Annotated in this window: 21 protein-coding genes and 1 pseudogene; 13 read left to right on the top strand and 9 right to left on the bottom strand. The window is 59.7% G+C overall.

Going from position 1 to position 23,258, the window contains the following annotated elements:
* The first annotated feature begins 337 nt into the window (after positions 1-337).
* Genes V3W27_RS14425 through V3W27_RS14400 form a run of 6 tightly spaced genes read left to right on the top strand, consistent with a single transcriptional unit; the run spans position 338 to position 6,288 of the window.
* The gene (locus V3W27_RS14425) at positions 338-1,432 is read left to right on the top strand and encodes an ABC transporter ATP-binding protein (RefSeq protein ID WP_330206883.1); all 1,095 of its coding nucleotides are present in this window, start codon (positions 338-340) and stop codon (positions 1,430-1,432) included.
* Positions 1,432-2,541 carry an ABC transporter ATP-binding protein gene (locus tag V3W27_RS14420; protein ID WP_007961994.1) on the top strand — a complete coding sequence of 370 codons (1,110 nt, stop codon included), beginning with the start codon at positions 1,432-1,434 and terminating at the stop codon, positions 2,539-2,541. The genes V3W27_RS14425 and V3W27_RS14420 overlap by 1 nt, the downstream gene beginning before the upstream one ends.
* The gene (locus V3W27_RS14415; protein ID WP_007961995.1) at positions 2,538-3,404 is read left to right on the top strand and encodes a carbohydrate ABC transporter permease; all 867 of its coding nucleotides are present in this window, start codon (positions 2,538-2,540) and stop codon (positions 3,402-3,404) included. The genes V3W27_RS14420 and V3W27_RS14415 overlap by 4 nt, the downstream gene beginning before the upstream one ends.
* Before the next feature lie 10 nt (positions 3,405-3,414).
* Entirely contained in the window at positions 3,415-4,215 is an 801-nt protein-coding gene (locus V3W27_RS14410) for a carbohydrate ABC transporter permease (protein WP_027614646.1), read from the top strand.
* A 10-nt stretch (positions 4,216-4,225) separates the two neighbouring features.
* A complete protein-coding gene (locus tag V3W27_RS14405; protein ID WP_027614647.1) occupies positions 4,226-4,498 on the top strand; it encodes a DUF2160 domain-containing protein in 273 nt (90 codons plus the stop codon).
* A gap of 47 nt (positions 4,499-4,545) precedes the next feature.
* Positions 4,546-6,288, top strand: coding sequence for an ABC transporter substrate-binding protein (locus V3W27_RS14400; protein ID WP_330206882.1), 1,743 nt, complete (start codon positions 4,546-4,548; stop codon positions 6,286-6,288).
* Between the two features lie 365 nt (positions 6,289-6,653).
* Here V3W27_RS14400 and V3W27_RS14395 read toward each other — a convergent pair whose 3' ends face one another.
* From V3W27_RS14395 to V3W27_RS14380, 4 genes are all read right to left on the bottom strand, one after another.
* Positions 6,654-7,031 (bottom strand): type II toxin-antitoxin system VapC family toxin, encoded by a 378-nt coding sequence (locus V3W27_RS14395; protein ID WP_115990193.1) that lies wholly within the window; start codon positions 7,029-7,031, stop codon positions 6,654-6,656.
* Positions 7,028-7,366 carry a type II toxin-antitoxin system Phd/YefM family antitoxin gene (locus V3W27_RS14390; protein ID WP_247268678.1) on the bottom strand — a complete coding sequence of 113 codons (339 nt, stop codon included), beginning with the start codon at positions 7,364-7,366 and terminating at the stop codon, positions 7,028-7,030. The genes V3W27_RS14395 and V3W27_RS14390 overlap by 4 nt, the downstream gene beginning before the upstream one ends.
* A 400-nt stretch (positions 7,367-7,766) precedes the next feature.
* Positions 7,767-9,200, bottom strand: coding sequence for a heavy metal sensor histidine kinase (locus V3W27_RS14385; RefSeq protein WP_247268605.1), 1,434 nt, complete (start codon positions 9,198-9,200; stop codon positions 7,767-7,769).
* Positions 9,197-9,871, bottom strand: coding sequence for a heavy metal response regulator transcription factor (locus V3W27_RS14380; RefSeq protein ID WP_330206881.1), 675 nt, complete (start codon positions 9,869-9,871; stop codon positions 9,197-9,199). The genes V3W27_RS14385 and V3W27_RS14380 overlap by 4 nt, the downstream gene beginning before the upstream one ends.
* 412 nt (positions 9,872-10,283) lie before the next feature.
* On the opposite strand from V3W27_RS14380, the gene V3W27_RS14375 reads away from it, so the two are divergent.
* The 6 genes and pseudogenes from V3W27_RS14375 to V3W27_RS14350 form a co-directional block, all read left to right on the top strand.
* Positions 10,284-11,531: a TolC family protein gene (locus V3W27_RS14375; protein WP_330206880.1), complete on the top strand. Its 1,248-nt coding sequence runs from the start codon at positions 10,284-10,286 to the stop codon at positions 11,529-11,531.
* A gap of 49 nt (positions 11,532-11,580) precedes the next feature.
* On the top strand, positions 11,581-12,774 hold the full coding sequence (locus V3W27_RS14370) for an efflux RND transporter periplasmic adaptor subunit (protein WP_330206879.1): 1,194 nt from the start codon (positions 11,581-11,583) through the stop codon (positions 12,772-12,774).
* A gap of 15 nt (positions 12,775-12,789) precedes the next feature.
* Positions 12,790-15,939 carry a CusA/CzcA family heavy metal efflux RND transporter gene (locus tag V3W27_RS14365; protein ID WP_330206878.1) on the top strand — a complete coding sequence of 1,050 codons (3,150 nt, stop codon included), beginning with the start codon at positions 12,790-12,792 and terminating at the stop codon, positions 15,937-15,939.
* 212 nt (positions 15,940-16,151) lie between these two features.
* Complete coding sequence (locus V3W27_RS14360) at positions 16,152-16,352, top strand: co-regulatory protein PtrA N-terminal domain-containing protein (RefSeq protein WP_097088129.1); 201 nt, start codon at positions 16,152-16,154, stop codon at positions 16,350-16,352.
* Between the two features lie 66 nt (positions 16,353-16,418).
* Positions 16,419-16,751, top strand: a complete 333-nt coding sequence (locus V3W27_RS14355; protein WP_096795645.1) for a DUF2790 domain-containing protein — start codon at positions 16,419-16,421, stop codon at positions 16,749-16,751.
* Between the two features lie 17 nt (positions 16,752-16,768).
* Positions 16,769-16,873, top strand: a pseudogene (locus tag V3W27_RS14350) (DUF6124 family protein); the annotation flags it as partial.
* Positions 16,874-17,085: 212 nt separating this feature from the next.
* Here the strand turns inward: V3W27_RS14350 and V3W27_RS14345 are convergent.
* The 3 genes from V3W27_RS14345 to V3W27_RS14335 all read right to left on the bottom strand — a co-directional run bounded on the left by V3W27_RS14345 (position 17,086) and on the right by V3W27_RS14335 (position 19,239).
* Positions 17,086-18,411: an OprD family porin gene (locus V3W27_RS14345; RefSeq protein ID WP_330206877.1), complete on the bottom strand. Its 1,326-nt coding sequence runs from the start codon at positions 18,409-18,411 to the stop codon at positions 17,086-17,088.
* A gap of 173 nt (positions 18,412-18,584) precedes the next feature.
* Entirely contained in the window at positions 18,585-18,899 is a 315-nt protein-coding gene (locus tag V3W27_RS14340; RefSeq protein WP_007964870.1) for a helix-turn-helix domain-containing protein, read from the bottom strand.
* Complete coding sequence (locus V3W27_RS14335; RefSeq protein WP_007964869.1) at positions 18,889-19,239, bottom strand: toxin; 351 nt, start codon at positions 19,237-19,239, stop codon at positions 18,889-18,891. Before V3W27_RS14335 ends, V3W27_RS14340 begins: the two co-directional genes overlap by 11 nt.
* A 370-nt stretch (positions 19,240-19,609) precedes the next feature.
* Here V3W27_RS14335 and V3W27_RS14330 point away from each other — a divergent pair, with 370 nt between their 5' ends.
* Positions 19,610-20,074, top strand: a complete 465-nt coding sequence (locus V3W27_RS14330) for a GNAT family N-acetyltransferase (protein WP_330206876.1) — start codon at positions 19,610-19,612, stop codon at positions 20,072-20,074.
* A gap of 142 nt (positions 20,075-20,216) precedes the next feature.
* Here the strand turns inward: V3W27_RS14330 and nuoN are convergent, their stop codons facing one another.
* A complete protein-coding gene (gene nuoN / locus V3W27_RS14325) occupies positions 20,217-21,680 on the bottom strand; it encodes an NADH-quinone oxidoreductase subunit NuoN (RefSeq protein WP_096795642.1) in 1,464 nt (487 codons plus the stop codon).
* Between the two features lie 7 nt (positions 21,681-21,687).
* Positions 21,688-23,220 carry an NADH-quinone oxidoreductase subunit M gene (nuoM, locus tag V3W27_RS14320; RefSeq protein WP_027614661.1) on the bottom strand — a complete coding sequence of 511 codons (1,533 nt, stop codon included), beginning with the start codon at positions 23,218-23,220 and terminating at the stop codon, positions 21,688-21,690.
* Positions 23,221-23,258: the final 38 nt, after the last annotated feature.

Genomic DNA, 23,258 nt, shown 5'->3' with positions numbered 1-23,258 from the left:
CTGCTTTCAAAACCAACACAGATCAAAACTGTGGGAGCGGGCTTGCTCGCGAAAGCGGTATATCAGACACATTTACATCGACTGACACACCGCCTTCGCGAGCAAGCCCGCTCCCACATTGGATTTTCATCGTTCACAGAATGGGCAAAAGCGTTCATAGAGTGTTGTTCACAATTGTTCATTGTCAATCGCCCAACTGTTCAAATGTGTTCAGCAATGAACGCCCATTCCCGGCGTTTTCAGCGCTTTTCACGACAAATCAACCACTTGCCATTTCTGGCACGAATGTCGCTCTGCTGCACAGGTCGCTTGACTCCAATAATAAAAAGGCCGAGCCATGTCACTCACCCTGGAGCACGTCAGCCGCACCGTCGAGGGCCAGACCTGGATCGACGATGCCTGCCTGAAATTCGAACCCGGATCTTTCAACGTTCTGCTCGGCCGCACGCTGTCCGGCAAGACCAGCCTGATGCGCCTGATGGCAGGCCTGGACAAGCCCGACAGCGGCCGGATCCTGATGAACGGCGTCGACGTCACCCAGCGCCCGGTGCGCCTGCGCAACGTGTCGATGGTCTATCAGCAGTTCATCAATTACCCGACCATGACCGTGTTCGAGAACATCGCCTCGCCGCTGCGTCAGGCCGGTGTTTCCAAAGAAATCATTCATAGCAAAGTGCTGGAAACCGCGAAGATGCTGCGCATCGAGAAGTTCCTGCAGCGCTATCCGCTGGAGCTGTCCGGCGGTCAGCAGCAGCGCACGGCGATGGCCCGGGCGCTGGTCAAGGACGCCGAGCTGATCCTGTTCGACGAGCCACTGGTCAACCTCGACTACAAGCTGCGCGAAGAACTGCGCCAGGAAATGCGCGAGCTGTTCAAACTGCGCCACACCATTGCGATCTACGCCACCACCGAGCCCAACGAAGCGTTGGCGCTGGGCGGCACCACGACGATTCTGCACGAGGGCCGGGTGATCCAGAGCGGCCTGTCGACCTCGGTTTACCACCAGCCGCAAACCGTGCTGGCGGCGGAGCTGTTCTCCGAACCGCCGATCAACCTGATGCCCGGGCGCATTGCCGGCAACGAAGTCAGCTTCGCCAATTTCGTGCACTTTCCGCTGAACGTCGACCTGCGTCCTGTAGGCGAGGGCGAGTTTCGCTTTGGCGTGCGCCCCAGCCATATCTCGCTGGTGCCGAGCAACGATGACGATCTGGAGCTGGCGGTTACCGTCGAAGTGGCGGAGATCAGCGGCTCGGAAACCTTCCTGCACGTGCGCAACGAGCATTTCCTGCTGGTGCTGCACTTGCCGGGCGTTCACGAATACGACGTCGATGCGCCGATCCGCATCTACATCCCGACCCACAAACTGTTCGTGTTCGATGCGCAGGGCCGTCTGGTGCAGGCACCGGGCCAACGTGTCGCGAGGGTTGCCTGATGGCCGAAATCCGTTTGCAGCACCTCGCCCACAGTTACAGCAAGCAGCCGAGCGGGCCTGACGATTACGCGATCCGCGAGATGGATCACATCTGGGAGCAGGGCGGCGCGTATGCCTTGCTCGGCCCTTCGGGTTGCGGCAAATCGACCTTGCTCAACATCATTTCCGGCCTGCTCAGCCCCTCGCAAGGGCACGTGCTGTTCGATGGCAAAGCGGTCAACGACCTGACCCCGGAGAAGCGCAACATCGCTCAGGTGTTCCAGTTCCCGGTGGTCTACGACACCATGACCGTGTTCGACAACCTGGCCTTCCCCCTGCGCAATCAGGGCATGGCCGAGGCGAAAGTGCACAGCAAGGTGCAGGAAATCGCCGAAGTCCTCGACCTGCAAAACCTGCTGAGCAAGAAAGCGCGCAACCTCACCGCTGACGAAAAACAGAAAGTCTCCATGGGCCGTGGCCTGGTGCGTGACGACGTCTCGGCGATTCTCTTCGACGAGCCGCTGACGGTGATCGACCCGCACCTGAAGTGGAAACTGCGGCGCAAGCTCAAGCAGATCCACGAGCAGTTCAACATCACCATGGTCTACGTCACCCACGATCAGCTCGAAGCTTCGACCTTCGCCGACAAGATCGCGGTGATGTACGGCGGACAGATCGTGCAGTTCGGCACGCCACGGGAATTGTTCGAGCGGCCGAGCCACACCTTTGTCGGCTACTTCATCGGCAGCCCGGGGATGAACCTGATCGAGGTGCAGCCGCAGCCGGGCGGGGTCGGTTTCGCTTCAACGCATTTGCCACTGTCCGACGCCTTGCAACGGCATATCGAACACGGTCAGTGGAAAAATCTGAAGGTCGGCATCCGCCCCGAGTTCATCCATGTCTGGGACGAGCCGTTTGACGAGGCGATGCAGGCGCGGGTGGTACACGTCGAGGACCTTGGCACCTACAAGATTCTCACCCTCGACCTCGATGGTGCGCCGCTGAAGGTGCGTCTGGCCGAAGACAAACCGGTGCCGCAGGGCACGGCATATATCAGTTTTCCGGCGCAGTGGCTGATGGTCTATGCCGATGAGTTTCTGCTCGAAGCCGACGACGAGGTGCAGCCATGAACAAGGTACAGAACAACAAGGCCTGGTGGCTGGTGTTGCCGGTGTTCCTGCTGGTGGCGTTCAGTGCGGTGATCCCGATGATGACCGTGGTCAACTATTCGGTGCAGGACATTTTCGACCAGTCCAGCCGCTACTTCGTCGGTGCCGACTGGTACAAACAGGTGCTGCTCGATCCGCGCCTGCATGACTCGCTGTTGCGTCAGTTCATTTATTCGGCCTGCGTGCTGTTGATCGAAATTCCGTTGGGTATAGCCGTCGCCTTGACCATGCCGACCAAGGGCCGCTGGTCGTCGGTGGTGCTGATCATTCTGGCGATTCCGCTGCTGATCCCGTGGAACGTGGTTGGCACCATCTGGCAGATCTTCGGCCGCGCCGACATTGGACTGCTCGGGTCGAGCCTGAATGCGCTGGGCATCAGCTACAACTACGCGGCCAACACCATGGACGCCTGGGTCACGGTGCTGGTGATGGACGTCTGGCACTGGACTTCGCTGGTGGCGTTGCTGTGTTTCTCCGGGCTGCGGGCGATTCCCGATGTGTATTACCAGGCGGCGCGGATCGACCGCGCCTCGGCCTGGGCAGTGTTCCGCCATATTCAGTTGCCGAAGCTGAAAAGCGTGCTGCTGATCGCGGTGATGCTGCGCTTCATGGACAGTTTCATGATCTACACCGAGCCATTCGTGCTCACGGGCGGCGGGCCGGGCAATGCCACGACTTTCCTCAGTCAGACCTTGACCCAAATGGCGGTCGGCCAATTCGATCTGGGGCCGGCGGCGGCGTTTTCGCTGGTGTACTTCCTGATCATCCTGCTGGTCTCGTGGCTGTTCTACACCGCCATGACCCATTCCGACGCCAATCGCTGAGGGCCCGGCCATGAGCAAGAGAAAGCTGATTCCGCTGCTGGTGTACATCCTGTTTCTGCTGGTGCCGATCTACTGGTTGCTGAACATGTCGTTCAAGAGCAACACCGAAATTCTCGGCGGCTTGACCCTGTTTCCGCAAGATTTCACCTGGCACAACTACAAGGTGATTTTCACCGATCCGAGCTGGTACACCGGTTATCTCAATTCCCTGTATTACGTCAGCCTGAACACGGTGATCTCGCTGAGTGTGGCGCTGCCGGCGGCCTATGCGTTTTCGCGTTACCGCTTTCTTGGCGACAAGCACCTGTTCTTCTGGCTGCTGACCAACCGCATGGCGCCACCGGCGGTTTTTCTGTTGCCGTTCTTCCAGCTCTATTCGTCGATTGGGCTGTTCGACACGCACATCGCCGTGGCTCTGGCGCATTGCCTGTTCAACGTGCCGCTGGCGGTGTGGATTCTTGAAGGTTTCATGTCTGGCGTGCCCAAGGAAATCGACGAAACCGCGTACATCGACGGCTACAGCTTTCCCAAGTTCTTCGTGAAGATTTTCATCCCGTTGATCGGCTCGGGCATCGGCGTCACGGCGTTCTTCTGCTTCATGTTTTCCTGGGTCGAGCTGCTGCTGGCGCGCACGCTGACCTCGGTCAACGCCAAACCGATTGCCGCGGTGATGACACGCACGGTGTCGGCTTCGGGCATCGACTGGGGCGTGCTGGCGGCGGCGGGGGTGTTGACCATCCTCCCGGGGATGCTGGTGATCTGGTTTGTTCGCAACCACGTGGCCAAGGGCTTTGCCCTCGGTCGGGTCTGAGGAACGCATGATGGAATGGATGAGCTGGACCACCCCCACGGCGGGGTTCTTTATTGCCATCGGCCTGCTGCTGGTGGGCATGACCACCTGGGAATTGCGCTCGCCAAGCATCCTGCGACGCGGTTTTCTGCCGATTGCCACCACCCGTGGCGATCGCTTGTTCATCGGTCTTCTCGGCAGCGCCTACCTGCATCTGCTGGTAATCGGCGTCACCGACTGGAGCATCTGGGTAGCGTCCGCGCTGTCTCTGGTGTGGCTGTTGGTTGTGATGCGCTGGGGCTAGTCGAGTCGCTCGGCAATCGTGCTCCGTAACTCAAACTGGAGGTCTCTATGTTCGACAAAAACAATAAGCTGCGACATAGCATTTCATTGGCAGCCATGCTGGCACTCAGCGGTTTGAGCGCATCTGCCTGGGCCGATGCCTACGAAGACGCGGCGAAAAAATGGATCGGCAGTGAATTCAAGCCGTCGACCCTGACGGCGGATCAGCAGCTCGAAGAATTGAAGTGGTTCATCAAGGCCGCCGAGCCGTTTCGCGGCATGGAAATCAAAGTGGTTTCCGAGACCCTGACCACCCACGAATACGAGTCCAAGGTGCTGGCCAAGGCGTTCACCGAAATCACCGGGATCAAGCTCACCCACGACCTGCTGCAAGAAGGCGACGTGGTGGAAAAAATGCAGACGGTGATGCAGTCGGACAAGAACATCTACGACGGCTGGGTCAACGACTCGGACCTGATCGGTACGCACTTTCGCTACGGCAAGACCGAATCGATCACCGACCTGATGGCCAACGAGGGCGAGAACTTCACCTCGCCGACCCTCGACATCAAGGACTTCATCGGCATCTCGTTCACCACCGCGCCGGACGGCAAGGTCTATCAGCTGCCTGACCAGCAGTTCGCCAACCTGTACTGGTTCCGTGCCGACTGGTTCGAACGCGCCGACCTGAAAGCCAAGTTCAAGGAAAAGTACGGCTACGAACTCGGCGTGCCGGTGAACTGGTCGGCCTATGAAGACATCGCCAAATTCTTCAGCGAAGACGTCAAGGAAATCGACGGCAAGCGCGTCTACGGCCACATGGACTACGGCAAGAAAGACCCGTCGCTGGGCTGGCGTTTCACCGATGCCTGGTTCTCCATGGCCGGTGGCGGCGACAAAGGCCTGCCCAACGGCTTGCCGGTGGACGAGTGGGGGATTCGCGTCGAGGACTGCCATCCGGTCGGCTCCAGCGTGACCCGCGGTGGTGACACCAACGGCCCGGCGGCGGTGTTCGCCACGCAGAAATACGTCGACTGGCTCAAGGCCTACGCGCCACCGGAAGCGGCGGGCATGACCTTCTCCGAGTCCGGCCCGGTGCCGTCGCAAGGCAACATCGCCCAGCAGATCTTCTGGTACACCGCGTTCACCGCCGACATGACCAAACCGGGCCTGCCGGTGGTCAACGCCGACGGCACGCCGAAATGGCGCATGGCGCCGTCGCCGCGCGGGCCGTATTGGGAGGAGGGCATGAAGCTCGGCTATCAGGACGTGGGTTCGTGGACGTTCATGAAGTCCACGCCTGAGAAACAGAAACTCGCGGCGTGGCTGTACGCGCAATTCGTCACCTCGAAAACCGTGTCGCTGAAGAAAACCATCGTCGGCCTGACGCCGATCCGCGAGTCGGATATCAACTCGCAGGCGATGACCGATCTGGCGCCGAAACTCGGTGGCCTGGTCGAGTTCTACCGCAGCCCGGCCCGCGTGCAATGGACCCCGACCGGCACCAACGTGCCGGACTATCCGCGCCTGGCGCAATTGTGGTGGAGCCACATCGCCGAAGCGGCCAGCGGCGAGAAGACTCCGCAACAGGCGCTGGACGGCCTGGCCAAGGATCAGGACGCGATCATGACCCGCCTCGAACGCTCCAAGGCCCAAGCGGTGTGCGCCCCGAAAATGAACCCGGAACGCGACGCGCAATACTGGTTCGACCAACCGGGCGCACCAAAACCGAAACTGGCCAACGAGAAGCCGCAGGGCGAGACCGTGAGCTACAACGAACTGCTGAAATCGTGGGCGGATGCGCGTAAGTAATAGCTGAAATGTGAAAGGCGAACGGCACCGGAAGGTGCCGTTTGTTTTGTTGCCCGATCTAACGTAATCGCTTGCAGGCAAGCTCCCACAGGTTTTCTTGTTGTTCACAGACCCCAAAAACACCCCGATCCCTGTAGGAGCTGCCGCAGGCTGCGATCTTTTGCTCCTGATCTTCAAAGGCCAAGGCAAAAGATCGTAGCCTGCGGCAGCTCCTGCAGGACATCGGTCAATGCAAGCTTCATTTTTGAATTTCTTCAAAGATATCAAGCATGGGGTCAGGCCCGGGTACACCCGGATTCACTGTGTGGCTTGATGGTTGGCCTGGCAGCCAGCATTGATGTGTGACGGTGCTAGATGTGTCTTGATCAGACCAGAACAGCCAGATCGGTGTACCGAGCAACCAGAGCATCAGCCGTAAGTAACTTCATCGGTTCGGTCATCGCTGTGGCCACGATAATGCGGTCAAACGGATCGCGATGATGGTGCTCAAGATCCTTCACGGCGATGGCGTGCTCTGCAGTCACTGGCAGTTCGATAAAACCACTGTCGAGACAATATTGGCGGACTTCTTCCAGATCAATATTCAGCTTGCCGAGCCCGACCTTGATCGCCATTTCCCAGAAGGTGGCGGCGCTGATGTAGATTTCGGCGGCGTTCTCAATCAATTTTCTGGCTTTGCCGGACAGTCTGGCGTCATCACTGAGCGTCCAGAGCAAAACGTGCGTGTCGAGCAGAAGTCTCATGCTTGAGTGCCCTCAAATGCATCAAGCATGTCATCGGGCAGTGGTGAGTCGAAATCGTCGGGCGACAACAGTTTGCCTTTCATTGCGCCAATACGTTGAGCACTGGATTTTCCTACGGGAACGAGACGGGCCATCGCCCGGCCATGCTTGGCAATCGTGATGACTTGGCCGGCAGCGGCATCATCGACGAGTTTGGATAAATTGTTTTTGGCTTCAGCCAGCGGAACGATGATCATCAGCTCACCCCTGTATTCTGGACAAATATAGCCAGAATATTTCAGTGCTGCCAATCCGTAGACTTCTTCAGCCCATTCGCAAACGATGTCCCTGTTCATTTTTTGCCTCTCATCGGTATCCATCTGCCAGGGCCTCCACCTTAGTGCTATCTACTCAAAACTGGCTGTAGGACAAGACGGAGGTTGCGGCGAGAGCTTTCGGCGTTTGCGCGGGGATGGCAGTAAGTTGGTAAAAAATCGTACAAAAAATATCGACTGGCCCGCCGCCATCGCTGGCAAGCCAGCTCCCACAGGTTTCAGTGGTGCCCACCAAACCCAAAAACACCCCGATCACTGTAGGAGCTGCCGCAGGCTGCGATCTTTTGCTCCTGATCTTCAAAGGCCAAGGCAAAAGATCGCAGCCTGCGACAGCTCCTACAGGACATCGGTCAATGCCAGCTTCATGCTTGAGTTTCTTCAAAGGTATCAAGCATGGCGTCGAGCCCGGGTTCACCGCGACTTACTGTGGGAGCTTGCCTGCAAGCGATGGGGCCGTGGATGTCGCCGCAGGAAAACCGAGGCGGAATACGGTCATGACGCCGGGCAAGCTCTTCACCTCCGCCACGCCCTGATGCAGGCTCATGATCGAGCGCACGATTGCCAGTCCCAGCCCGGTGCTGCCCTGTGAACGCGAGCGGGCGCTGTCGACGCGGTAGAAGCGGTCGAACAGGTGCGGCAGGTGTTGCGCCTCGATGCCGGCACCGGGGTTGCTCACCAGCAGTGAAGCCTGCGTTGCGCCTTGCTCGATCAGCAAGGTGATGGTTTTACCGTTCGGGCAATGGCGCAGCGCGTTGGATAGCAGATTGGAAATCGCCCGCTGGATCATCAGCCGATCGCCCAACACCGATGCGCTGCCAACAACATTCAAATGAATCTGCTTGTCCTGCGCCGCCAGCGAAAACATCTCCGCAACCTTCGCCGCTTCCGCCTCCAGCGCCACCGCTTCAAACGGCGCCAGTGCCGACGGATGACTGACCTGCGCGAGAAACAGCATGTCCGAGACAATCCGCGCCACGCGTTCCAGCTCCTCGGTACACGACACCAGCACGTCCTGGTATTCCTCACTCGTGCGCTCGCGAGACAGCGTCACCTGGGCCTTGCCCATCAGGTTGTTGATCGGCGTGCGCAACTCATGCGCCAGGTCATCGGAGAACTGTGACAACTGCTGCACCCCGGCATCCAGTCGATGCAGCATGAAGTTGATGCCCTGCGCCAGTTCGCTCAACTCCTGCGGCATGTTCACCACCGACAGCCGATGCTCCAGATCCTGCGTCGAGACCATCGCCGCCACTTTGCGAAACTCGCGCAGCGGCGCTAATCCACGCTGCACCGCGCCCCACGCCGTCAGGCCGATGAACACCAGCAACAGCGGCAAGGCAATCAGCGTCGAGCGCAGATAGGCGCTGAGCAGCGCCTGGTCATGCGCGTTGTCCATCGACAGCAGCACCGGCACGCTGCTGCCGTCCTTGAGCCGAATCAGCTTCGACGCGGTAAGGAACTTCGCGCCCTCGTCATCGCTGCTGTCGCTATAGGCCAATTGTTCGGTGGTGGTTCGCACTGCGCGCAATTCGGCGCGTGGATCCTTGAGTCCCGAGCCGGATTTGAGCAGCGGCGTACGCAGGTTCGAACGGTCATAAATCGTCAGCGTCAGGTTGTCATGGCCCATGACCTGATCAAGCAGAATGTGCGGCTTGCCACTGACTTCGTTGGCGTCGACATACAGCGACAGGCTGTGCTCCACCTGCGCCATCTTCTTTTGCAGGCTGTCGCGGGACAGTGCATTCAGCTCATGGGTCAGGGCGAAATAGGCGAGGATCGCCAGAAACACCACCAACAGCGCGCCGAGAATACTCACGGTCAAACCGAGGCGCATCGACAGGCTGGCCGGCTTCATTCCCGCGCCTCCAGCACGTAGCCGACACCGCGCAGGGTGCGGATCAACTTGTTGTCGAACGGATCATCGATCTTCGCCCGCAAGCGCCGGATCGACACTTCGACCACGTTGGTGTCGCAGTCGAAATTCATGTCCCACACCAGCGAGATGATCTGCGTACGGGTCAACACCTCGCCGGACTGGCGCATCAACAAGTGCAGCAGGGCGAATTCCTTGGTGGTCAGGTCGATGCGCTGCGCCCCCCGAAACGCCCGATGCCGGCCCGGATCAAGCTCCAGATCGGCGACTTTCAACACTTGCGGCACCGGTATGTTTTCGCTGCGGCGCATCAAGGTGCGGACCCGCGCCAGCAGTTCGGGAAACTCGAACGGCTTGACCAGGTAGTCGTCGGCGCCCAGATCCAGACCACGAATCTTGTCCGCCAACCGCCCGCGCGCGGTGAGCATCATCACTCGCGTCGAGTGGGTGCGGCGCAGTTGTTCCAGCACGCCCCAACCGTCCAGTTCCGGCAAGTTCACGTCGAGAATGATCAGGTCATAGGCCTGCTGTTGCGCCAGATGCAATCCATCGGCACCGGTGGCGGCGTGATCAACGATATAACCACTTTCGGTCAAACCCTGATGCAAGTATTCGGCAGCTTTAAGCTCGTCCTCAACGACAAGGATTCGCATGATCTATCACCACTTTTATTTAAGGGATATTTAATTAAGGTGGCCGGGAAAGTTATGGTTTTTGTAAGGTCTTCCGGACGCTGTTCAATAACTGAATGACGAATACGGTAAAGGCTGTAGTGGCTACAGGGTCAATCTTGGAGGCCTTTAAAACGGCCATCCGCGACAGCCTGTCGCAGCCTGAATGCGCCAACAGACATGTATTGCATTCAGGCAAGTGCTGTTCGGCAGATAACTACCGTGTATTTGTTTCCATGTATTACGGCAAACCCTTTTGCACTTCGCATCCTAGAACAAAACAACTTTGCTGAACCGTGGATAACGGATTTGTAATGTTCCAGTCACCTTGTCGATAAGTTCAAAACCCTAACGTGGCGGCATCGAAAAATCCTGAATTAAAGGAAGCCCTCCATTGCCCGGTTTAATTGAACTGACGGCGCGATCACGCCTGAACAAAACCGCCAGCGGCCTCTTGTTGCTGGCGTGCAGCAGCCTGGCCAGCGCATCGACCCTGACGCTGGATCAGGCGCTGCAAAGTGCCTTCGCCGGCAACCCCGATCTCGCTGCCGCGCAATGGGAAATCGGTATTGCCGAGGGCGATCGCCAGCAGGCCGGGCTGATCCCCAATCCCGAGGTGTCGTGGGAGGCCGAAGACACCCGGCGCGACTCGCGCACCACTACGGTGATGCTCAGCCAGCCGATTGAACTGGGCGGCAAACGCGGTGCGCGCATTGATGTCGCCAGCCGTGCGCAGGACGCCGCCGGCATTGAGCTGGAGCGCAAGCGCAATGCCTTGCGCGCCGATGTGATTCAGGCGTTCAACGGCGCGCAAACCGCGCAGCAACGCTTGCAGCTGTCGCGTCAGTCACTGCAACTGGCCGAGCACGGTTTGCGCGTTGCTCAGGGGCGCATCGAGGCCGGTAAATCATCGCCGGTCGAAGGTGCGCGAGCACAGGTGCAGCTCTCGGAAGTGCGCCTGGAGGTGAGCCGCGCCGAACGCGATCAGGCCAATGCCTATCAGCAACTGGCGCAGGTCATGGGCGCACCGTTGCCGACCTCGACCAACGTCCAAGCCGCCACGCAAAACCTCGCCACGCTGCCACCGCCCAGTCGTTTGCTCGAGCGTCTGAACCAGACTGCCGAGCTGCGTCTGGCGAAGCTGCAGATCGATCAGCGCGAAGCCTCGTTGGGCCTGGAAAAGTCGCAGCGCATTCCCGATCTGACCGTGAGCATCGGCAGTCAGTACAGCGAAACCGAGCGCGAACGGGTCAACGTGGTCGGGCTGTCGATGCCGATTCCGCTGTTCAACCGCAATCAGGGCAACGTGCTCGCCGCCGCACGCCGCACCGATCAGGCGCGGGATCTACGCAACGCCACCGAGCTGCGTTTGCGCACCGAGGTCCAGACCAGCCTTGAGCAATGGCAGACCGCCAACGGCGAAGTCAACGCGTTCAACCAGAGCATCCTGCCTGCCGCACAAAGCGCAGTGGACAGCGCCACCCGTGGTTTCGAAATGGGCAAGTTCGGCTTCCTCGACGTACTCGACGCCCAGCGCACCCTGATCGCCGCGCGCAGCCAATACATCCAGGCCGTCAGCGAGGCGACCGAGGCCCGCGTGCGCCTCGAACGGATCTACGGCGACCTTAGCGTCAGCCCTTGAATTTCACTTTTCAGACAACTGCGCGATGGCACGGCGCAGAGGAGTTTCCATGGATAAAAAACTGATGGTGGTCGCGGTGGCGACCCTGGCGCTGGGCATTGGCATCGGTTCGATGTGGCCGGCCAATTCAAATATCGACGCGCATGCCGATGAGGCTTCCGAACATGCCGATCACGCCGAGGAGGGTGCTGCCGCCGAAAGCGAACATGCCGAAGAAGGCCACATCGAATTGAGCACCGAGCAGATCGCCGCCGCAGGCATTCAACTGGCTGAGGCGCGGGCGCAAAGCATCAGTCTCGGCTTGTCGTTTCCCGGCGAAGTGCGCTTCGACGAGGACCGCACGGCACACGTCGTGCCGCGCGTGCCGGGGGTGGTCGAGTCGGTGGCGGTCAACCTCGGACAAGCGGTGAAGAAGGGCCAGTTGCTGGCGGTGATCGCCAGTCAGCAAATCTCCGATCAGCGCAGTGAACAGGCCGCCGCGCAACGGCGTCTGGCCCTGGCGCGCACCACTTACGAGCGCGAGAAGAAGCTGTGGCAGGACAAGATCTCCGCCGAACAGGATTTCCTCCAGGCCAAGCAGGCGTTGGAAGAGGCGGAAATCGCCATGAACAACGCCCGGCAGAAAATCAGCGTACTCAGCGGCAGCATGGTCGCCACCGGCGGCAATCGCTACGAACTGCGCGCGCCATTCGACGGTGTGGTGGTGGAAAAACACCTGACACCGGGGGAGGTGGTCGATGAGACCACCGCGGCTTTCACCCTCTCGGATCTGTCGCGGGTGTGGGTCACGTTCGGTGTCTCGCCCAAGGATCTGACCAAAGTGCAGGTGGGCAAACCGGTGACTGTCAGCGCGCCTGAGTTAAAGGCCGAAGTGAGCGGCAGCGTGGCTTACGTTGGCAGCCTGCTCGGCGAACAAACCCGCACCGCGACCGTGCGCGTCACCTTGGAAAACCCGCAGGGCTCGTGGCGCCCCGGGCTGTTCGTCAGCGCGCGGGTCGCCACCGAGAGCCGCCAGGCCAAAGTCGCCGTGCCGGAAACCGCGATCCAGACCGTCGAGGACAAACCCACGGTGTTCGTGCGTACCGACGACGGCTTCAAGGCGCAGGCGGTGGAACTGGGCAGCCGTGCCGCCGGCCACGTGGAAGTCACTCAAGGGCTGGAACCGGGCGTGCAAGTCGCCAGCGCTGGCAGCTTCGTCCTCAAGTCGGAGCTGGGCAAAGCCTCAGCCGAGCACAGTCATTAATTCTGGAAGGTCCCCATGTTCGAACGCCTGATCCAGTTTGCCATCGAGCAGCGCATCATCGTGCTGCTCGCCGTTCTGCTCATGGCCGGCCTCGGCATCGCCAGTTATCAGAAACTGCCGATCGACGCCGTGCCCGACATCACCAACGTCCAGGTGCAGATCAACACCGGCGCCGCCGGGTTCTCACCGCTGGAAACCGAGCAGCGCATCACTTTCCCGATTGAAACCGCGATGGCCGGTTTGCCGGCGCTGGAGCAGACCCGGTCGCTGTCGCGCTCCGGGCTGTCGCAGGTCACGGTAATCTTCAAGGACGGCACCGACCTGTTCTTCGCTCGCCAACTGGTCAACGAGCGTTTGCAGATCGCCAAGGAGCAATTGCCCGAGGGCGCTGAAGCGGTGATGGGGCCGATCTCTACCGGCCTAGGCGAGATCTTTCTGTGGACGGTCGAGGCGCAGGAGGGCGCGTTGAAGGACGACGGCACTGCCTACACGCCGACCGATCTGCGGGTGATTCAGGACTGGATCATCAAACCGCAATTGCGCAACGTGCCGGGCGTCGCCGAGATCAACACCATTGGTGGTTTCGCCAAGGAATACCAGATCGCGCCGGACCCGAAACGCCTCGCCGCGTACAAGCTAACCCTCACCGATCTGATCACCGCGCTAGAGCGCAACAACGCCAACGTCGGCGCCGGGTACATCGAGCGCAGCGGCGAGCAGTTGCTGATCCGCGCGCCGGGGCAAGTGGCGAGCACCGAGGATATCGCCAACATCGTCATGGCCAATGTCGATGGCACGCCGATCCGGGTGAAGAACGTCGCCACCGTGGAAATCGGCCGTGAGTTGCGCAGCGGTGCAGCCACCGAAAACGGTCGCGAAGTGGTGCTGGGTACGGTGTTCATGTTGATCGGCGAGAACAGCCGCACCGTTTCGCAAGCGGTGGCCAGCAAGCTGGAACAGATCAATAAATCCCTGCCGCAAGGCGTGATTGCCGTGCCGGTGTACGACCGCACGCACCTGGTCGACAAAGCCATCGCCACGGTGAAAAAGAACCTGATCGAAGGCGCGATTCTGGTGATCGCGATTCTGTTCCTGTTCCTCGGCAACATCCGCGCCGCGCTGATTACGGCGATGGTGATTCCGCTGTCGATGCTGTTCACCTTCACCGGGATGTTCAGCAACAAGGTCAGTGCCAACCTGATGAGCCTCGGCGCGCTGGACTTCGGGATCATCGTCGACGGTGCGGTGGTGATCGTCGAAAACACCCTGCGCCGGTTGGCTCACGCACAGCAGCATCACGGCCGTTTGCTGACTCGTGCCGAGCGTTTCAAGGAAGTGTTCGCGGCGGCGAAAGAGGCGCGCCGACCGCTGATTTTCGGCCAGTTGATCATCATGGTGGTGTACCTGCCGATCTTCGCGTTGAGCGGCGTCGAAGGGAAAATGTTCCACCCGATGGCGTTCACCGTGGTCATCGCGTTGCTCGGTGCGATGCTGCTGTCGGTGACCTTTGTGCCGGCAGCGATTGCGCTGTTCGTCACCGGCAAGGTCAAGGAAGAAGAGGGTGCGTTGATGCGCGGTGCGCGTCGGGTGTATGCGCCGGCGTTGGCCTGGGTCATGGCCCATCGCACGGTTGCGGTGGGCGCGGCGTTGGGCGTAATCGTGCTCAGCGGCGTGCTCACCAGCCGTATGGGCAGCGAGTTTGTGCCGAGCCTCAGTGAGGGCGATTTCGCCCTGCAAGCGTTGCGCGTGCCGGGCACCAGCCTGACGCAATCGGTGGACATGCAGCAGCGCCTGGAAACGCTGATTCTGGCCAAAGTGCCGGAGGTTGAACGGGTGTTCGCCCGCACCGGTACGGCGGAAATCGCCTCCGATCCAATGCCGCCGAACATCTCCGACAGCTACGTGATGCTCAAACCGAAGGATCAATGGCCAGACCCGAACAAGTCCCGCGAAACCCTGATGGCCGAACTGCAAGCCGCTGCCGCGACGCTGCCGGGCAGCAACTATGAACTGTCGCAGCCGATCCAGTTGCGCTTCAACGAACTGATCTCCGGTGTGCGCAGCGATGTCGCGGTGAAGGTGTTCGGCGATGATATGGACGTGCTCAACGCCACGGCGGCGAAGATCGCGGCGGTGATGCAAAAGGTCAACGGTGCCGCTGAAGTGAAGGTCGAGCAGACCACCGGCCTGCCGGTGCTGACCATCAACATCGACCGCGACAAGGCGGCGCGTTACGGGCTCAACATCGGCGATGTGCAGGACACCATCGCTGTGGCAGTGGGCGGGCGTCAGGCTGGGACCTTGTATGAGGGTGATCGGCGTTTCGACATGGTGGTGCGCTTGTCCGATGCCATGCGCAAGGACATCGACGGCTTGTCGGCGTTGCTGATTCCGGTGCCGGCGCTGAGCGGTGCGGCGAATCAGATCGGGTTTATCGCGCTGAAGGACGTCGCCAGCCTCGATCTGGTGCTCGGGCCGAACCAGGTCAGCCGCGAAAACGGCAAGCGTCTGGTGATCGTCAGCGCCAACGTGCGCGGGCGGGATATCGGCTCGTTCGTCAGCGAGGCCGGTGCGCTGATCGAGCGCGAGGTGCAGGTGCCGGCCGGTTACTGGACCAGTTGGGGCGGGCAGTTCGAACAACTGCAATCGGCGGCCAAGCGCTTGCAGATCGTGGTGCCGGTGGCGTTGCTGCTGGTGTTCGGCTTGCTGTTCATGATGTTCAACAATCTGAAGGACGGGTTGCTGGTGTTTACCGGGATTCCGTTTGCGCTGACAGGTGGGGTGATGGCGCTGTGGCTGCGGGATATTCCGTTGTCGATTTCCGCAGGCGTGGGGTTTATCGCGTTGTCCGGGGTGGCGGTGCTCAACGGTTTGGTGATGATCGCGTTCATTCGCAATTTGCGCGAGGAAGGGCGCTCACTGACGGAGGCAATCAACGTCGGCGCGCTGACGCGCTTGCGGCCGGTGTTGATGACCGCGCTGGTGGCGTCGCTGGGGTTTATTCCGATGGCGCTGGCAACCGGCACCGGTGCTGAAGTGCAGCGGCCGCTGGCAACCGTGGTGATTGGCGGGATTCTGTCCTCGACGATTCTCACGTTGCTGATCTTGCCCGCGCTGTACCAGATCGCCCATCGCCGGGATGAGGACACCGTACCGTCTGAATAGGTGATCCCTTGTGGGAGCGGGCTTGCTCGCGAAGAGGCCGTGTCAGTCGACATCAATGTTGGATGACACACCGCTTTCGTGAGCAAGCCCGCTCCCACATGGGTTCCGTGCACTGATCCGGCAGATAACGGATATGTAATTCCCCCGCCACCGTCACGAAAGGTGCGCCTTGTTACTTTGATCCCGTCAGTTACTTAAACGAGGAATCAACCATGAAATTCGCCCAACTCAGCACCTTCGCAACCGCCCTGATGCTGTCGTCACTGGCCATGGCCGAAGGCGGTGGTGACCGCACCTTCGACCGCATGATGACCGCCAATGATCGCGCGGTGGAGCTGTTCGTGGCCAAGGAACAGGCCCGCGACCCGGTCGTGGTCAACGAGAAGAAAGACGACAAGACCAAAGACCTGTAAGCCCGGCGCACTGGAACAAGCCCGTTGTCGTGTGCCGATGCCGGGCTTTTTTACGGAGGAGTAAACATGCAGTTGATCAAATGGATGACCTTCGCCGGCATTATGGCGATGTCGGTAAATGCACTGGCTGAAGGCGGCGGCGATCGCACTTTCGAACGTGCTTTCAGCGCCAACGCCAAAGCCATGGAGCAATACGCCGCCGAGCAGGGCAAAGCGGCGCCGGTGGTCAAGGAATACGAATACGGCATGAAGCTCGACGTGGTGAAAATCGTCAGCGTGGTGAAGCCGCAGCCGGCTTGCTCGGTGGTGCCGACGGCCATGACCTACGAGGACTCGCAAGGGCAACTCAATACGCTCAAGTACAGCGTGGCAGGCGTGTGCCGCAATAGCGGTGGCTGATGAGCCAGACGTTTTGTATTTCAAACCCGGGTCGCAATGCGCTGCTGAGGATTGCGCAGGTGGTCATGCTTGGCGAATTGGCGGTGAGCAAGGCACTGGATAACGTCGAAGCCAGCGCATAACCCTGTGGGAGCGGGCTTGCTCGCGAAAGCGGTGTGTCATTCAGCAATGATGTTGACTGACACGGCCCCTTCGCGAGCAAGCCCGTTCCCACAGTTTTCTGCGGCGTGATTTCGGACAGGCATAAAAAAGGCGCCCCGAAGGGCGCCAAAAAATTCACCTCTGACCAAAGGAGCAAGGAGCTTCTAAAGGTGAATGGTATTGCTCGGGAAACTCAGAGAATCGCCAGCGGGTATTCGACGATCACCCGCACTTCATCCAGGTCCGACTCGAACGCCGTGGCGCGGGTGGTGGCCTGGCGCAAACGCAGCGACAGGTCTTTCATCGAACCGCTCTGCACCACGTATTTGACTTCGACGTCACGCTCCCAGCGCTTCTGGTCGGTCAGCGGATTGCCTTCGGCATCGCGGCGCATGTACACGGCGTTGGCGTTGGAATAGTCGGCATCGGTGCCGCGCGCGTAACGGGTCATGAACGACAGACCGGGTATGCCGTAGGTGCTCATGTCGAGGTCATAACGCACCATCCACGAACGCTCCTTCGGCGAGTTGAAGTCGCTGTACTGGATCGAGTTGTCGAGGAAGATCGAGTCGGACTGGCGCAGGTAATCGAAGTCGTCGTTGCCGTTGTTGCGCTGGTGGGAGAGGGCGACGGAGTGCGCGCCGAGTTTCACGCCGACGCGGCCGCTCCAGATGTTGTTGTCGAATTCGCCGAGCAGTTGTTTGCCTTCGTCGACTGCCTTGTAATAGTTCAGGCCGCCGAACAGCGACAGGTCATCCGACAGTGGATAGGTCCAAGCGGTGCCGGCGTAATACTGATTCCAGGCATCCTTGAGTCGACTGGAGTACAGGCTGAAACTGAGGTTCTTGTTCAGCACGTAGTCGCCCCCGCCATAAGCGATCCACGGCGAATTGACCGGGCCGGCGTAGAACGTGGCGAAATTTTCGCGCATGTCGCTGGACACCGGTTGGCTCATCGCATGCAAACGACCGCCCTGCACCGACAGACCTTCAATGCTGGTGTTGCTCGCCGTCACCCCGCGAAAGCTTTCCGGCAGCAAGCGCGAGTCACCCGCCGCGACCACCGGATTGGCCGGGAACACATCGCCAACCTTGACCACCGTATCGAACGCCCGAATTTTCGCAGCGCCACCGACCTTGGTGTATTCGTCCCGTGCTTCGCCGTCGCTGTTGACCGGCAACACATCGAACGAACTGCGCCCGCCGTCGCGCCCGTCTCCGGTATCGAGCTTCAGACCGATCATCGCAAACGCATCGACTCCAACCCCGACGGTGCCTTGGGTGAAACCGGATTCGAACTTGCTGATCACGGCATGCGCCCAGGCTTCGGAGTAACCGTTGCCGGTGGGGCTGGACTGGCCGTTGCGATGATCACGATTGAAGTAGAAGTTGCGATTGAGCACCGTCAGGCTGCTGCCCTCGACAAAGCCCTCAGGCTTGTCTTCTGCAAACACCATGGACGGCCCGGTGCCGACCACCACCGCTAAAGCGGCCATCGACATTTTTGTATTGTTAACCATCAAACACTCCTTGGGTTCGGCAGAACGGGAACGTGCGTCGGCGTGGTTTTATTGTTCGACGGGCAAAGGCCCGCCGGCATTGGTCGCCGGGTCACATCGTTGCAAGCTGCGGATAACGCCAAGGTGATGGGGGAATTACAATTTCGTCATGTGGCTGGAATGAAAACCCTCTATCAGGTCAGGGCTGCGAGTTGTTCGATTGTCTGTGGAAAACGCTCGACCAGACGGATCAGGGTTGTGGCCTGAGCATTGGGCGTTGCTCGTCCTTGCTCCCAGTTTTCGAGCGTTCGCGTGTTGGTGCGTAGATACATCGCGAATACTGACCGAGAGAGATTAAGTTGCTGACGGATGGCTACCACTTCCTCAGCAGTGATCGGCATCAGTTTTGGCAGCTGAACCTTGTGGGTACGCAAGGTGATTTTGCCTTGGCGTTCATCGGCCAGTGCTTCCAGTCCATCCATCAGTTCGGAAAAAATGTCACGTTTCATAGTGGCTTCTCGCGTTGAGTTCTCTATCCAGTGTTTTTCTGAAAAGTTTTTTCTGGGCAGGCGTCAAATCGTCCTGCTCGTTTTTGTTGTAGACGGTAAAGAGCCAGAACTGATCGAAGCCTGACCACCAGTAATAAATCACTCGTAATCCGCTGCGCTTGCCTTTCCCTCTTCGTTGGTCGCTAAAGCGAATTTTACGAAGCCCGCCTGTGTCCTCGATGAGATCGCCCGCTTCCGGATTTTTCAGCAACTCCAATTGAAAGCTGCGAAACAGATCGTCATCCAGATAGTCGTCTCGGTGCTTCTGAAATACAGGTAATTCGATAAATAGAGCATCCATGTTCTGTACGTTACCTACGTATAGTGTTGTCTCGATAATCGAATCGGTCAAGGCTTCCTGGCCTTGCTTTTCGTCCCTTTTTCAACGGTAGACGCCGGTCGTAAAAACACCTGTAGGACGAATCGACGAGTGTGGTGAGAACGTTCGATTGAGTAGAGAGGAGGCTTAGCAATTGACGTGTCGGAACAATCCGCAGCACTATCACCCCATGACTGTCCAACTTCGAATGAACATGATGTGCTCCTCCATGACCGCTTCCGGCGGGCCATGAGGTCATACGTGTTTGTCATTTGACGTGTTACCCAAAGCCCCGCCAGCAATGGACGGGGCTTTTTCATGCCCCGTCCGCACATGGCTCAAGGAGAGAGAAATGTTCGACATCAGAAGAGCCACCGTGAATGACGCCCAAACCGCATTCGACATACGACGCTTGGCGATCAGGCATCAATGCATCGGTGCCTACACCGAGCAGCAAATGCTCGATTGGACGAGAGGTTCGGCCGAGGACGGTTACGACACACTCATGGCAAAGCATTTCTATTTGGGGTGCGTGGACGGTGAAGCGGTAGCGACCGGGATGCTTGATCTGGATTACCGTGAAATCGGCGCGATCTTCATTCGCCCGGATTTCATGCAGCGTGGGCTGGGCAAGCGTGTTCTGTACTTTCTCGAAGATTTGGCGCGGGATCTTGGGCTAACCGAGGTGTGTCTGGACGCGACGTTGAACGCTGCCGATTTTTACCGGCGCTGCGGTTACGTCGGGGAGGAGAGCGCGGTTTATCAATCACCCTCGGGTCTGCAACTGGCGTGTGTACCGATGGTGAAGAGGTTGTAAAGATCAAAAGATCGCAGCCTTCGGCAGCTCCTACACAATTCCCCTGTAGGAGCTGCCGCAGGCTGCGATCTTTTGACGTTAAATCCCACTAAAACAAAAACGGCACCCGAAGGTGCCGTTTCCGTTTCCAGCCAGCCGAATATCAGCCCGCCAGACCCGCCTGCTGAACCAGAGTCAGCAATGGCTGCGGGTACACACCCAGGAAGAAAGCGACCAGGGCGATGGCCAGCAGCATTACACCGCCTGCCTTCTGTTCCCAGTGCAGCTGAGCGTCGTGGCGGCGCAGGTTCGGTTCGATCAGGTACAGGGTGACCATCACGCGCAGGTAGTAGAACACGCCGATGGCGCTGCCCAGTACCAGGGAACCTACCAGCCACCATTGGTGCGACTCGACACCGGTGGCGATGATGTAGAACTTGCCGATGAAGCCAGCGGTCAGCGGAATACCGGCCAGGGACAGCATCATCACGGTCAGTACCGCGGTCAGGTACGGACGGCGCCAGAACAGGCCGCGGTACTCGTACAGCGCGTCGGCGTCACGGCCGTTGTACGGCGAGGACATCAGGGTGATCACGCCGAATGCGCCGAGGCTGGTGATCACGTAGGTGACCAGGTACACGCCGATGGCTTCCACCGCCAGACCCTTGCTCGCCACCAAAGCGATCAGCAGGTAGCCGAAGTGCGCGATGGACGAGTAACCGAGCAGACGCTTGAGGTTGCTCTGGGTCAGGGCCAGCAAGTTACCGAACAGGATCGAGGCGACGGCGATCACGCTCAGCACGTCGCTCAGCACGCCACTGCTCGCGGCAGGGGAGATCTGGAACAGACGCACCATCACCGCGAACACCGCAACCTTGGAAGCGGTCGCAAGGAAGGCAGCCACCGGTGCCGGAGCACCTTCGTAGACGTCCGGCGTCCACAGGTGGAACGGTACCAGCGACAGCTTGAACGCCAGACCGATCAGCATCATGCCCAGACCCAGCTGCGCCAGCGAGCTCGGCAGGTTGGTGGTGGCCAGCGCCTGACCGATACCGACGAAGCTCAGGGTGCCGGCGTCAGCGTAGAGCAGGGCCATACCGAACAACAGGAACGCGGAACCGGCGGCCGACAGCACCATGTACTTGATGCCGGCTTCCAGCGAACGCTTGTTGAAGAAGGCGTAAGCCACCAGACCGTAGACCGGTACCGACAGCAGTTCCAGACCGATGAACAAACCGGCCAGGTGCTGCGCGCTGACCAGAACCAGACCACCGGCGGCGGCCATCAGGATCAGCAGGTACAGTTCTTCACGGTTGCCCGGGTAACCCGAACCGCCATCGCCGAGGTAGGCGTGGGCGAGGGTTACACAGGCGAGGGTGGCGACCAGGATCAGCGCCATGTACAGGCAGGCGAAGGTGTCGACTTGCAGCAGTGGCGTCACGGCCAGAGGCGCGACTTTCAGGGCTGGCAGGATCGACAGCAAGGCCAGGTTCAGACCGGCGACCGAGATCAGGAAGGTCTGCGAGTGGTTGCGGCGCCAGGCGATTGCCAGCATCACCACGATAATGGTGAGGCTGGTGATCAACAGTGGCGCAAGCGCAATAAAGTGTTGAATCGTGAATTCCATAGCGCTCTTACCGGGCCGAAGCGAGTTGAGTGAAGGCGGTGCCGAGCCACTGCTGCACGCCATGCATCGTGGCGGCGGAAGTGTCGAGGAACGGTTGCGGGTAGACGCCGAGGTAAATCAGCAGCGCCGCAAGGCCCAGCACCATGGTCAGTTCGCGACCGTCCATGCCGTGCAGGATCGAATCCGATTTCGACGGACCGAAGTAGGCACGGTGGATCATGATCAGCGAGTAGACCGAACCGAACACCAGACCGGAGGTGGCAATCGCGGTGATCCATGGCGCACTGGCGAACGTACCGATCAGGATCAGGAACTCGCCGACGAAGTTACCGGTACCCGGCAAGCCCAGCGACGCGGCTGCAAAGAACAGGCTGATCGCCGGCAGGTAAGCGATACGCGACCACAGACCGCCCATCTCACGCATGTCACGGGTGTGCAGACGCTCGTACAGCTGACCGCTGAGGATAAACAGTGCCGCGGCCGACAGACCGTGCGCCAGCATCTGGATCACTGCACCTTGCAGCGCCAGTTGGCTGCCGGAGTAGATGCCGATCAACACGAAGCCCATGTGGGAAACGGACGAGAAGGCGATCAGACGCTTGATGTCGGTTTGCGCGAACGCCAGGAACGCACCGTAGAAGATCCCGATCAGACCGAGGGTCATGGCGATCGGCGCGAACTCGGCCGAGGCATTCGGGAACAGCGGCAGGGCGAAACGCAGCAGACCGTAGGCCGCGGTTTTCAGCAGGATACCGGCGAGGTCGACGGAACCGGCAGTCGGCGCCTGGGCGTGGGCATCAGGCAACCACGAGTGGAACGGTACAACTGGCAGCTTGACCGCGAAGGCGATGAAGAAGCCGAGCATCAGAATGTACTCGGTGGTCATCGACATCTTGGTCTTCAACAGGTCGGCGTAGTTGAAGGTAATCACGCCAGTGTTGTTGAAGTTGACCAGCACCAGACCGAGGATCGCCACCAGCATGATCAGGCCGGAAGCCTGAGTGAAGATGAAGAACTTGGTCGCCGCGTAGATTCGGGTTTTCTTGCCGTCCGAAGAACTGTGACCCCAGAGCGCGATGAGGAAGTACATCGGCACCAGCATCATTTCCCAGAAGAAGAAGAACATGAACAGGTCGAGGGCGAGGAACACGCCGACAACGCCGCCCAGGATCCACATCAGGTTCAGGTGGAAGAAGCCAACGTGACGTTGAATCTCTTTCCACGAGCAGAGTACCGAGAGGATACCCAGCAGACCGGTCAGCAGGATCATCAACAGCGACAGGCCGTCGAGGGCCAGGTGCACGTTGATGCCGAAGCGCTGGATCCAGACGTGCTTGAACTCAAGCGCCCAGGTCGGATCGGCGCCAGGCGCCGGCGCAAATGAATAGTCACCGTGGGCCCACAGCCAGAGGCCGAGGGCGAGTTCCAGGGTCATGGTCAACAGCGCAATCCAGCGGGGGAGGGTAGCGCCGAAGCGCTCACCCATCCAGCACAGCAGGCCGCCGATGAAGGGGATCAGGATTAGCCAAGGCAGAATCATGACGGGCTCGTTTCCTTTCGCAAATTCGCAAGGTTCAT

The sequence above is a fragment of the Pseudomonas sp. AM14(2022) genome (assembly GCF_036346455.1).
Lineage (GTDB): Bacteria > Pseudomonadota > Gammaproteobacteria > Pseudomonadales > Pseudomonadaceae > Aquipseudomonas > Aquipseudomonas putida_A.
Note: the sequence above shows the minus strand (reverse complement) of the source record. Positions and strands in the feature narration are given on the sequence as shown.